The organism is Portibacter lacus, assembly GCF_021533215.1.
Lineage (GTDB): Bacteria > Bacteroidota > Bacteroidia > Chitinophagales > Saprospiraceae > Portibacter > Portibacter lacus.
The window spans coordinates 434,644-447,114 of the sequence record NZ_JAJNKA010000001.1 but is presented as its reverse complement, the minus strand read 5'-3'; the positions used below and the strand labels follow the sequence as shown (position 1 = coordinate 447,114).

The following is a 12,471-nucleotide window of genomic DNA, read 5'->3' as shown; positions in this document are numbered from 1 at the left end:
CAATATTTTACTAGACTACTGTTCGGGGAGGCTGGTCGATTATTCGTAGAGAAGGCTGTATTATTTGGATTTATGGAATAGTAAAAAAACTCATGATCACACATCTAGGACTTTCCCCATTACTAGCGGAGGCTATGAATTCATTCTTTTCAAGCGAAAAACTCATGGTCTCACATTTAGGACTTGTCCGATTACTAGCGGAGGCTATGAATGTTTTTCGAGGCTTAACCAATAAATACTACTCTTTAGCTTTATAACCAGGATATTCATAGGCTGACGGAAGTTCAGGCTATGAATTCATTCTTTTCAAGCGAAAAACTCATGGTCTCACATTTAGTGAGGCTATGAATGTTTTTCGAGGCTTAGCCGATAAATACTACTCTTTAGCTTTATCAACATGATATTAGAAATATCGATCTGACAGCGCTCACAGCGATGTCAGATCTTTTCCAGCGTAAGTATTTTATTGAAGCAATGACGTCATCACTCTAAGTGATAACATCAGAAGTTTAACTTAAAAAAAAATAAAATTTGCAAAATCGAAATACTTGTTCTACATTTGTAGTACACGATCTACAAACATAGAATATGTTATCTAAAGCAGAAGAGAAAATTATGAAGATATTATGGAAGCAAAATGGAGCTTTCATGAAAGATATATTAGATGTACTCCCTGAACCTAAGCCAGCTAAGACCACAGTTTCTACTTTGCTCAAGCGCATGACAGATAAGGAAATGATTAAGTATGAAACAATAGGCAACGCAAGAAAGTATATTCCTACCGTTGCTAAAAAGAACTATTTCGGAAAGAAATTTAAAGAATTCAAAAATACCTTCTTTAACAATTCTTCAACGCAGTTTGCTTCCTTCTTCACCAAAGAGACCGATTTAAGCATCTCTGAATTAGAAGAGATTCAAAAATTGATCAATGAAGAAATTAAAAAGAAAAAGCAATGATGCTATATCTATTAAAATCCAGCGCAGTACTATTTGTACTCATCCTTTTTTACAAGGTGTTTCTTGAAAAGGAAAAAGCATTTGTTTTTAATCGTGTTTATTTATTAAGCGCCTTAGCAATTAGTCTGATAAGCCCATTCATTACTTATGCCGTATCTATAGAATGGGCAGAATTCATTCTTCCAGAACAAACATTAGCTTATGGCTACAATGACGTATTTACAGAAAAAAACCTAGGAACTAATATCAGTTCTCTAAAGATAAATTGGTCTATCGCCTTATTCGTTTTGTACAGTCTTGGCTTCATCGGTATGTTTATCAAGTTTAATAAAAACCTGTATAATTTGATCAATCGTTGCAAGAAAGCAAAGTTTGAAAAAATCAATAGCTATAAAATTGTTACAGAAGGCAAAAACAGTATTCCATTTAGTTTCTTTCATTACATTTTCCTTCCCAAGTATGCAGCCCCAGAAATCCTAGAACATGAAAAACGACATGCAGATGCATATCATAGCATTGATGTCTTGATCTCAGAACTCTTATTGATTGTATTTTGGTTTAATCCCTTATTCTATTGGCACAAAAGATTAATCACACAGAATCATGAATATTATGCTGATGCTTATTCGAAAAATAGAGATCTGAAAAAATATAAACTACTAATCTTTAACCAGATTTATAAAAATAAAGCAAACACACTGGCCAGTGGTTTCGATTATTCAATTATTAAAAAACGTATGATGATGTTACAGAAATCAAGGAGCGGTCCACTCTTATGGGCGAAAAAATTAATGGTTTTGCCTTTGTTTGCATTACTCTCATTTATAGCATGTGAGAAAACCTATGCACAGGTAAATAAGGATTCAAAATCCACCATTACAGCTAAAAGTACTTCTAATCTTATTGTGGAAGTAGATGGCAAAACGAACTCAAATGTTCAATTTTATTACAATAATATGGATCAACCCATATCGCCAGCCAATATGCACACTTTACTAAAGAAGATTTCCTTAATGGATATGGATCAACTTTCTTTCAGGGTGAACGGCAAAATGTTAGAAGGAAAATCTCTTCCTGAAATAATATACACCGAGGAGAAGAAAGAGTTATTCATGAGAAAACTGAAGGCTCCACAGGGTTTGTTAAAAATAAAAACGGAAGCACATGCCAATGGTAAAAAGTATAGAGGCATTAAGTTAGATGACGGAAATAATATGAGTACTTGGTATACCGGAGAAAGTATTCCACCTCCTCCACCACCGCCGATGGCTCCTATGGCTCCTAAAGCGGCTACAAAAGCAGAAAAATCAACTTTGCCGCCACCGCCACCGCCGCCAAAAGCTCCGGAAACTGCAAAAGCGCCACCACCGCCACCAAGTGCCCCGACGGCAGTAAATGCACCAAGCGAATTGCCACCTCCGCCACCGCCACCTAGAGCTCCAGAGACATTAGATGAGTTGAACAAACTGATTAAGCATGTGGAAAGTGAGCTTGCTAATCATAAAAGTGGCGCTCATAAATTGACAGAAAAAGAAGTCAAGTGGAATAAACAGTTGCTACAGAAACTTTACAATAAAAAGAAAGATTTTAAATAGATTATTAGAAAGCAAGTCTTCGGACTTGCTTTTTTTATGCCTTCCCAGTCTTAAGCAATACACTGGATATGACGATCATAACTGCTCCAATTAAGAAATTGATCGATAACGTTTCATCTAGAATTAACCAGCCGAAAAAGATGGTAGATGGAATCTCCACATACATTAGAGCAGATGCAATAGATGCTTTCATTCTCTTTAATCCATACAAGAATAAATAATAGACCACCACTCCGATCACAATACCGTAAGCTACTCCAAAACCAAGATTCGGCAGACTTACATTCGGTAGATCCATCATGAAGAAGGGCAAGAATAGAATGACTCCGATAAAATTCTGATAAAATAAAATCTCCACTCTTCCATAACCATCACTCATCTTCTTCATCAAGATTACGATATAGGCGAAAATGATCGCAGCCGCTAACGCTGAAAGCATTCCAAGAAAATCTTGGTCCGCAAAAGAAAAAGTTTTATTGGCATAAATCACAACTAGTCCAACAAATGCTAACAGAATTAGCCCTATTTGCCGTTTCGATATGTGTTCATCCAGCATTTTATAGGCGAAAAGCAAGGTAAATATCGGATAGGTATAAAATACGACAACGGCATTCCCGATACTCGTAAAAGTATACGCCATTATAAATAAGAAAATTCTCAAAGTGCTCCAAAATGAAAGGTTCAAAAGCATTTTAAAATTGCCTTGAAAAAGTTTCACTCCTTGAAAAAGTAAAATACTTCCAAGCAAAACCGTAGGCACCGTTGTTCTCATCCAAGCAATAGCAGTAGAACCCATCGATATATTATTGATGAATATTCCACCGAACCCTGCTATGCATGCAGCAAGAATAACTACAAGAAATCCTTTCTCTTTCATAATCGGCTCGAAAATAGGAAAAGATTTGAAGTCAATGTCTGATTAAAAATTTTCTTCTTACTTTCATCGCAAAATTAAACACCATTGGAACAAATCATCAGTCCTACAACAATTATCATCATTATATTCCTCTACTTTGGGTTGCTCTTAGGCATCTCTTATTTCACAAGTAGAGGTGCTGACAATCAGACATTCTTTAATGCAGATAAGAAATCTCCTTGGTTTCTGGTCGCCTTCGGGATGATCGGTGCATCGCTATCAGGAGTAACCTTCATCTCTATTCCCGGTGCAGTTGGTGCTGGCGGTACTAATACCGCTTTTTCCTACATGCAGATGGTGTATGGGTATATGGTGGGCTATGCCATCATCGCTTTAGTGCTGATGCCGATCTATTATCGGATGGGACTTACAACGATTTATACATATCTGAATGATCGGTTTGGCAAGTTCTCTTATTTCGTAGGATCACTATACTTCCTGCTTTCGCGTGTAGTTGGTGCTTCACTTAGACTTTTCTTAGTTGCTATTGTTTTCCAAAAAATCGTCATGGACAGTTTCGGTATACCTTTCTTTCTTACCGTCATGATAGCCATTGTATTAATCTGGGTTTACACCTTTCAAGGTGGAATCAAAACAATCGTGATAACGGATACCCTTCAGACGGTATGTATGTTGGCTGCTGTATTTCTGACCATTTATGCAATCGGAAATGCCCTAGGATCTACTGGAATTATTGATACCTTTTCTATGGTTAAAGAAAGTGCCTATAGCCAAATGTTCTTTTTCGAAGATGGCTGGAATGACCCGAACAACTTTTTCAAGCAATTCCTTTCTGGTGCTTTAATAGCAACTGCGATGACTGGATTGGATCAAGATATGATGCAGAAAAACCTGACTTGCAAAGATCTACCTTCCGCTCAGAAAAATGTATTGAGCTTTAGTATTGTTTTAATATTTGCCAATTTATTATTTCTAGCGTTAGGAGCGTTATTATATATGTTTGCTGCAAATCAAGGAATCGAAATTCCATCGAGAACAGATCAGTTATATCCACTGATTGCCTTGAATCACTTATCACCCTATATAGGAATTCTATTTGTGCTGGGTTTAATTGCAGCTGCCTACTCAAGTGCCGATTCAGCGCTTACTTCTCTAACCACTTCGTTCTACATTGACATTCTAAAATATGATCAACGAGGGCATTCGGAAAAGCAGCAAAAAAGAACAAGAATGATGGTTCATGTTGGTTTCAGCCTCCTGATCTTCTTTATTATTTTAATTGTCAATGCGTTAAACGATGACGCCATAATCAATAAACTTTTCAAAGCTGCAGGGTATACCTACGGACCTATCCTAGGGCTTTTCACATTTGGAATTGTATCTAAACGAAAGATTATGGATCAATGGACCATACCTGTATGTTTAATAGCCCCACTCCTAACATTCATCATTGACTACTATTCTGCTGATTTATTCGGCGGGTTTAAATTTGGAAACACAATTTTAGGGCTGAATGCCTTATTTACCATAATAGGATTATTAATCATATCAAAGAAAAATGAATAAAATTACAGAAACAGACTCTATATATAGGCATCTGGATAAAATGACAACTTCTGAGATTCTTACGAACATGAACAAAGAGGATCAAAAAGTTGCACTAGCTGTTGAAAAACAAATTCCAGCAATAGGAAAACTTGTTGACAGCATCGTTCCTAAAATGGCTGAAGGCGGTCGACTATTTTATATCGGTGCTGGAACATCAGGAAGGCTAGGTGTTCTTGATGCGTCAGAATGCCCACCTACATTTGGAGTGCCTTTTGACTGGGTAGTTGGAATTATAGCTGGTGGAGATACCGCGATTAGAAAATCAGTAGAAGATGCAGAAGATGATCTTGAACAAGCCATCCGAGATCTTGATGAATTCCAAATCACAGAATTAGATACCGTAGTAGGAATCGCAGCTTCTGGAACAACACCATATGTTATTGGTGGATTACGTGCATGTCAAGAAAGAGGTATTGCAACAGGTTGTATCGTGTGTAATCCAGGTGCACCGATCATCAATCATGCTGACTTTCCAATAGTTATTCAAGTAGGACCAGAATTTGTAACTGGAAGTACGCGAATGAAGTCGGGTACTGCTCAGAAATTGGCCTTAAACATGATCAGTACATCTGTCATGATTAAACTTGGAAGAGTAGTCGATAATAAGATGGTGGATATGCAATTGTCCAATTCTAAATTAATAGACCGAGGCACTAAAATGGTGATGAAACTAACAGGTCTAGGATACGAGGCAGCTAATAAAGCACTGATGGAACATGGTAGCGTAAGAGCTGCAGCTGAAAAGCATTCTTAGTTCTTAGATTATAATTAACTTTTAAGAAATAAATATTAGTGGGTAAAATTTAAATTTTGCCCACTTTTTTTATTGGATATTTCCTTTTCTGGCTTAGATCAATTAACAAATATCTTCTGGCTAAACCATTTGCCATTATGATTGATGCTGATGATGTATAAACCGCTTTGGATATTAGAACAAGAAATAGAAAAGTAGGACTGATCAGTTTGCTTTGCGATCACAAGCTTACCACTTGTATCAAAAAGTTGAATTTTATACTTACCGTTTTCTAAGCTATTAACTAAGATTTCATCACTTGCTGCATTATACCTTGTAGTAAAATAATCCTGGATCGGTTCTTCCAAAATACTTGAAGGGGCACTGGGATCAGTGATTGCCAGAACCAATCTACCATCTTCAATAAAAGCGTTTTCTTTCGCAAAATCAACTTCGTTACAATAAAATGTCCATTCCGCTTTCGCCCATCGTGAAGAATTAAAATTATCAAAATCGTCACGCCATTCTAAGGTAAATTCCTGTGTAGCCGTATCATAACTAGAATATTCTAGCCATTCGACGTATTGATAACTTGGCATTGCATCTCTATCGATATCTCCTACCCAACCTGGAGAACAAGATACCCATGAGTTGAATCGATACCCTTGAGGTACCGTCATATGATTAACCACATCTCCCGTTTCTCTCCTATGTTCTACCCCATCGATGAACCATGCAATATAATCTGGAGTCCATTCTAAAGTAAAAGTGTGAAACGTATCGGCTAATGAATAATCCACGTGAATTTCCTCTACACTTTGATCTAGGCCTCCACTTTCGTTGTCTGTGAATATATTAGTGGACATGACTTGGGCATTATCTTTACCAAGTACTTCAATATCAAGCTCCGCCCAGTAATCATTGTCACCTTGTTCGATCGTATAAAAGGTGGACAACATGCCACTCCCTTTTATCATTTTCATGTTCATTTCAAATTTGCCATACAAAACCTTGTCCTTCGAAAAGACTTCAGCACCCTTGTAGGGCTTTTGTGCAAATGTTAGTGTACAAATTAGAAGTAATATAAATGGCAATGCTGTTTTTATCATAGTTCACCCATTTGAGGTTTTATCTAGTTAATGCCTTAATTTAGATAAACCAAGCGATAAATATAATTAACATTAATTCAATAATGGGCTATTGGTTGCTGACTTTCAAAGATGTGCCTTCTGGAATATTTAAAATGATATTGTTTCCTAGCATCAGAGAAAGCAATGATACACTAACATTGGGCGGTAGATTTATTTCCGTTACGGTATTCTTTTCTTCAAAGACTACATGCTCACATGGCAAAGGGATATATCCATTAGACCAATTATTTGCATCGCCCCACTCTCCACCATTTCCGATCCACTGATTCATAGATCCATCATGAATCGCTACGGAAAAAGTTTGCTTATCTCCTTCACTTCCATTTTCGGTGTAGGGAACTAGTTCTACTTTATGATTGCTGCCTTCTGGATTCCACTCTACAGTAATGCTCGCATCAGTCGTACTTCCATTTACAATTGTACCATCTGTTATCTGCCAATCAAAATATTTAATGGCGGAATTACTGAGTGAATAAGATTGGAATAAATCATCGGGGCAGATATCGGCATAACCTTCTAAAGAAACGTCTTCGGGTTTTAAATATTTAGTATACAGCCAATTGCTTATTTTCGGGATGATATCCGAATGCAATGCCACGCTTCCATTTTCATGAACGCTATGTCCGCGATTCGTGTAGGCATTAAATTCATATTCCAGCCCTAGGGTATCGCAACGCTTAGCAATAATAGAACTACCATGCACAACCGGAAAATCTTCTCCAATAATTATGGAGGCTAAGTCTGAAAATGGCTTCCCAGTTCCATATGGGACTGTTCCATCATCAGAGCTATGAAACATAATCGGAGGAGATTCTTGAGCATGTTCTATATAAGACAATGCACCTACAGCACCAGCCAGACTGAATACTCCTTTTGCTCTTCCACTAAATGATAAGTTATCTCCTACACAGTCCAAGCAACCCAGATCTGGGTAGGCATTTCCATCCTGCGTTCCTCCTCTAGTAGGGAATGGTCTTTCTGAATCTTTATCTAAGTATACATTGTGGAGTGCTACAAATGCTCCAGCACTATGTCCTCCTATAAAAATATTCTCTATGTCAATATTATACTCCGCAGCATGCGCTTTGAAATATCGAACAGCAGACCTACTATCTTGAACAGCTCGATACACTGACCTTGCCCCTAGATCTTTATCATAAATATTCATTCCTAGTCGATAATCGATACTAGCAGTCACATAACCCATTCTAGCAAAGCCCTGAGCCAGCAATCTCATGCTCCAGTAATCTCTACTCCCACTCAAGAAACCTCCACCAAAACAGATAATTATCAATGGTCTTTTTTCAGAAACATCACCACTCGGTTCGAAAATATCCATTTTCAAATTAACATTTTCCGTATCGTACTCTTTAACATTTAATGGAAGACCTCCAGATAAAAGTGATTGTATATCCCATTCATTTATTGGCTGAGGAACCGCTGTGCTAAATTGAATATTATTGGTTTCTGTGACATTAGCAAATACTTCTTGATGGTATCTGCCAGGAATCTGAGCATTAATACGATTACAGATAACAGAAGACAGAAGAATGGCAGACAGAATTATGAAAGCTAACTTTAGGGGCATAGTTTTGGGGTATTTACAAATTTCGAAAAATTGACCAATCGTCCTAAACCTGAAGAACGAGAGGATTTTTCTAATTTGATTCTAAATTAATAAAAATACGCACTGCGACGAAAATTTATTAAATCTAATTTAAGCAGGAAGAATCTATTCTCAATTCTTTAGCTTTGGTAGTGTTAAAAGAAGATACCACATGAAGAACCCATTCCATATTATAATGCTCACAAGCTGCATTATATACTTTTGCCTTGTTCCTACAATCTGCAATAGTGCCATTTTTTACATTGATCCAAGCATCGGAAGCATGGACAATGATGGCTCTCCTGATTCGCCATGGTCTACACTAGCGGAAGTCATTGATCATCAGCTCATCGAATCTTACGAATACACTTCCCTCCCCTATGACGCGCTGACGAGTTCTCTAAGCGTGAAAAACAACGGCGCTCCAGTAAAAGCTGGAGATACACTCCTCCTAAAATCCGGACTCCACGGAAATATATTCATTAGAAATTACAGCAACTTGGACTATATAACAGTTATGGGAGGTGAAAATGAGCAACCTGTCCTTGAGCAACTGCATATTCAATCAGGTTCCAAATGGAAGTTCGAAAATCTAAAAGTTAGCTCCGAGCCCTATGGAAACTTCATCAATTCGAACCTCGTATTTTTTGAATCCCACAACTTTCATGGACCAGCGAAAGATATAGAAATTTACAATTGTGAAGTGGTCAGTGCAGATGCCCCTTGGGAAGTAGCAGATGATTGGCTCACTAAAGTAAGTAATGGAATATATGCGAAGGGCGATTCTATTAATGTGATCAATAATGAAGTGCGGAATGTTGACATGGGAATTTCTGCTGTTGGAGATCATATTAATGTCGTTAACAATTCTATTGTCAATTTTTCAGGCGACGGGTTAAGAATACTTGGATCGTATGGCCTTTTCCAAGGGAATCTAATCAAGAATTGTTACAATGTTGATGATAATCATGATGATGGTATTCAATCTTTCACAACGAATGGATATGTGGTAGATCACAATATCGTACGAGGAAATACCATCATCAATCAGGAGAATCCTGATCAACCTTTATCCGGGCCATTGCAAGGTATCGGATGTTTCGATGGGATGTATAATAACTGGATCATCGAGAACAACTTAATCATCGTTAACCACTGGCATGGAATCACTTTATTAGGCGCGAAAGATTGCATGATTATTAACAATACCATCCTAGACCCAAGTCCTGAACTGGCACCAGGTGGCTCGTGGATTATGATCGCCGATCATAAAGATGAAAGACCTAGTTCTGGGTGTATCGTAAAGAATAATGTAGCTAACAAATTCACGGTAGACGGCGAATTAGGAAGTAATGTTGTCCTTAATAGCATTACCGAATACAGTGATCATTTTGTAGATGTAGATCATATTGATTTCCACTTATTAGCAAGTAGCAGCTTAATCGATAGCGGAGAAGACGCTGTTGCGCCCATGTTTGATTTAAATAATATTCCCAGACCTCAAGGAGAACATGTAGATATCGGGTGTTATGAATTCACGACTACAAGCGCATTAAAAGAAATCATCGAATTAGGTGATGAGATCAATATTTATCCCAATCCAACAAATGGTCTTATCCATTTAGACCTTTCAGATTTCAATAATTATTCGGTAAAGATTATTGATTTCAAGGGAAGACAAATACTGCAACAAAAATTAACAAGTAATCAGATTGATATATCCCAATTTCCAAGTGGTTCTTACTTTATAAAAGCTTATAATGCTGTGACGAAACAGGACGTAATTTATAAAGTTGTCAAGCAATAAGTACTTTTATGAAGATACTAGTATTTAAAAATTGACCTAAAACCAAAATATGAACTTATTCTTTAAGGTAGATAAACCGCTTGAGATCGTTTTTGACTACTTAACAAATATGCAGAAATTTGTGGAGGTGCATCCTGTAATCCGTAAAATAGATCACCTAGAAGGGAATAAATACTTGGTCTACGAAACTTTAAAATTCGGGTTCATCCCTTTTTCTTTTAAGTATCCAGTAAGCGTAGAAAAAGAGGTAACGAATCAAACTGTCATTATGCGTGCCGTCGTTATGAAACTTACTAAAGTTGAAATGTCCTTTACATTGACCGCTGAAAACAACATGACCGTTGTTAATGAAGCCTTATCTTTCAACTCAATATTGCCCATCAAAACCATGATGCAGAAAGTATTCAGAGAACAACACACCTTATTATTTGAAAATATCGGAGCTTTGTAGGAATGAAACAGTTTTCGAGTATAGAAAATACAGTGGTAACATACAAGAATGTGGAAGTGTCAGCTAAAGTTGTTTCCATAACGAGTAACTTCAATGTTGATTTGGACAATTTTTTCACCCAAGAATTAATCAAAGCTAATACCTTAAAGATTGTTAAACCACTTGCTAAGATTACATTTGTCAAGGAAAATATAGACTCTCCTCTCTGGGAAGAAGGTTTCAATTATGAATTAATCATAAAACCTTTCGGCTTATTTAATATCTGGGGAGTTCATCATATAAAAGTGCTTCATATTGATATGCTGAAAACCGAGATCAAAACCGAAGAAAAAAATAACATTTGCAAAGTATGGGACCATACATTGACCTTTAAGAAAATAAACGAAAAGGAAATTTCCTATACAGATTCTGTAATATTATATGCCGGTGTATTAACATCATTTCTATCTTACTTTTTAGTTTATTCGTACAAAATGAGACATAAAAACTGGAATAAGTTGATGGCTGCAAAAGTAAAAGCTTAAATTAAACACAAAAAAATACCTTAACTTTATTTCGAATTTTTGATCAAATGAATATTTGGATTTCACTTCTTTTCCTTTTCGCAAGTATCGGAGTCGTTAATGGACTTTTAGTGGGTCTTTTCTTGATGGTCAAAAGAAGAAACTTACCGCAACAATTCTACTTAGGTGCTTTGTTGGTGGCTTTGAGTTTTAGAATTGGGAAGTCCGTATTTTATTACTTTGATCATTCCGTGGATCGCCTCATTCTACAGATCGGATTAACGGCCTGTATTTTTATCGGCCCCATGTTCTACTTTTATGTAAAATCGTTCGTCAATAAGGCGACTACTTTCAGGAAAAAAGACATCGTTCTCATCAGCATATTGAGCAGCATTATTATTATCGGTGGATTCATCTTTCCTTATCGAGATCACCCAGAAATCTGGAATGGATATTACATTTATTACATCTATGGCGTGTGGAGTGTCTTTGTGGTGTTAGGTGCCTTGCAAGGTTTCAGTGTATTAATGAAGCAATACAAATCGGAAGGCATTCGGAATCTTATTAAATCTCCACTATTCGTCGTTACGATTGCAGTGCTTTTTATCACCATTACCTTCCAGTGCGCTTTATTTATTCATGGGTTCACCTACATCTGGGGAGCCATTGCCTTCACTATTTTCTTTTATTATATGATGGTCAATGTTGTACTGAACAAAGGCGAAATAGGCATAAAAACGAAAGCAGCAGCTGAGCCTATTGATCATGCAGATCAATTGTTACTTAAGATCAAATCTAAAATGGAAGAGGAGAAGTTGTATCTGAATCCAAAATTGAAATTAAATGACTTAGCTGACGCGGTAGAATTAAACAGGAATATGGTTTCACGGCTTCTGAATGAAGAATATCTCCATGGGTTTTCCAATTTTGTAAACGAAATGCGTGTTAACGAAGCCATGAAATTGATTCACCTGAGGTCGGACCTTTCATTAGAAGGAATCGGGTATGAAGCAGGCTTTAATTCTAAATCTTCTTTCTTCTCAGCATTCAAAAAAATCTCTGGCCTAACTCCAGCACAATTCAAGAAAAACATGCAAACGGCCTAGTTTTTACTCCCAAATGATCATCCTGCACTCCTTCAAACCTTTATTCTAACGAGGTTTCTGGAAATTCAACTAATATT

The 12,471-nt window shown here is 36.9% G+C and carries 11 protein-coding genes; 8 read left to right on the top strand and 3 right to left on the bottom strand.

Annotated elements, in window-relative coordinates:
- The first annotated feature begins 588 nt into the window (after positions 1-588).
- Positions 589-957, top strand: coding sequence for a BlaI/MecI/CopY family transcriptional regulator (locus tag L2586_RS01585; protein WP_262914086.1), 369 nt, complete (start codon positions 589-591; stop codon positions 955-957).
- Positions 954-2,552: a M48 family metalloprotease gene (locus tag L2586_RS01580; protein WP_235291008.1), complete on the top strand. Its 1,599-nt coding sequence runs from the start codon at positions 954-956 to the stop codon at positions 2,550-2,552. Before L2586_RS01585 ends, L2586_RS01580 begins: the two co-directional genes overlap by 4 nt.
- Positions 2,553-2,586: 34 nt before the next feature.
- Here the strand turns inward: L2586_RS01580 and L2586_RS01575 are convergent, their stop codons facing one another.
- Positions 2,587-3,429, bottom strand: coding sequence for a DMT family transporter (locus L2586_RS01575; protein ID WP_235291007.1), 843 nt, complete (start codon positions 3,427-3,429; stop codon positions 2,587-2,589).
- An 84-nt stretch (positions 3,430-3,513) separates the two neighbouring features.
- Between L2586_RS01575 and L2586_RS01570 the strand changes: the two genes are divergently transcribed.
- Together L2586_RS01570 and murQ are read left to right on the top strand one after the other, a co-directional pair.
- Positions 3,514-4,995, top strand: a complete 1,482-nt coding sequence (locus tag L2586_RS01570) for a sodium:solute symporter (RefSeq protein ID WP_235291006.1) — start codon at positions 3,514-3,516, stop codon at positions 4,993-4,995.
- The gene (murQ, locus tag L2586_RS01565) at positions 4,988-5,791 is read left to right on the top strand and encodes an N-acetylmuramic acid 6-phosphate etherase (protein WP_235291005.1); all 804 of its coding nucleotides are present in this window, start codon (positions 4,988-4,990) and stop codon (positions 5,789-5,791) included. Before L2586_RS01570 ends, murQ begins: the two co-directional genes overlap by 8 nt.
- Positions 5,792-5,889: 98 nt before the next feature.
- On the opposite strand, the gene L2586_RS01560 is transcribed toward murQ, so the two are convergent.
- Positions 5,890-6,879, bottom strand: coding sequence for a family 16 glycosylhydrolase (locus L2586_RS01560; RefSeq protein WP_235291004.1), 990 nt, complete (start codon positions 6,877-6,879; stop codon positions 5,890-5,892).
- An 88-nt stretch (positions 6,880-6,967) separates the two neighbouring features.
- On the bottom strand, positions 6,968-8,509 hold the full coding sequence (locus L2586_RS01555; protein WP_235291003.1) for an alpha/beta hydrolase: 1,542 nt from the start codon (positions 8,507-8,509) through the stop codon (positions 6,968-6,970).
- Between the two features lie 190 nt (positions 8,510-8,699).
- Between L2586_RS01555 and L2586_RS01550 the strand changes: the two genes are divergently transcribed.
- Genes L2586_RS01550 through L2586_RS01535 form a run of 4 tightly spaced genes read left to right on the top strand, consistent with a single transcriptional unit; the run spans position 8,700 to position 12,394 of the window.
- The gene (locus L2586_RS01550) at positions 8,700-10,334 is read left to right on the top strand and encodes a T9SS type A sorting domain-containing protein (RefSeq protein ID WP_235291002.1); all 1,635 of its coding nucleotides are present in this window, start codon (positions 8,700-8,702) and stop codon (positions 10,332-10,334) included.
- A 49-nt stretch (positions 10,335-10,383) separates the two neighbouring features.
- Positions 10,384-10,785 carry an SRPBCC family protein gene (locus tag L2586_RS01545; protein WP_235291001.1) on the top strand — a complete coding sequence of 134 codons (402 nt, stop codon included), beginning with the start codon at positions 10,384-10,386 and terminating at the stop codon, positions 10,783-10,785.
- Positions 10,786-10,787: 2 nt separating this feature from the next.
- Positions 10,788-11,309 (top strand): hypothetical protein, encoded by a 522-nt coding sequence (locus L2586_RS01540; protein ID WP_235291000.1) that lies wholly within the window; start codon positions 10,788-10,790, stop codon positions 11,307-11,309.
- Positions 11,310-11,356: 47 nt separating this feature from the next.
- A complete protein-coding gene (locus L2586_RS01535) occupies positions 11,357-12,394 on the top strand; it encodes a helix-turn-helix domain-containing protein (protein ID WP_235290999.1) in 1,038 nt (345 codons plus the stop codon).
- Positions 12,395-12,471: the final 77 nt, after the last annotated feature.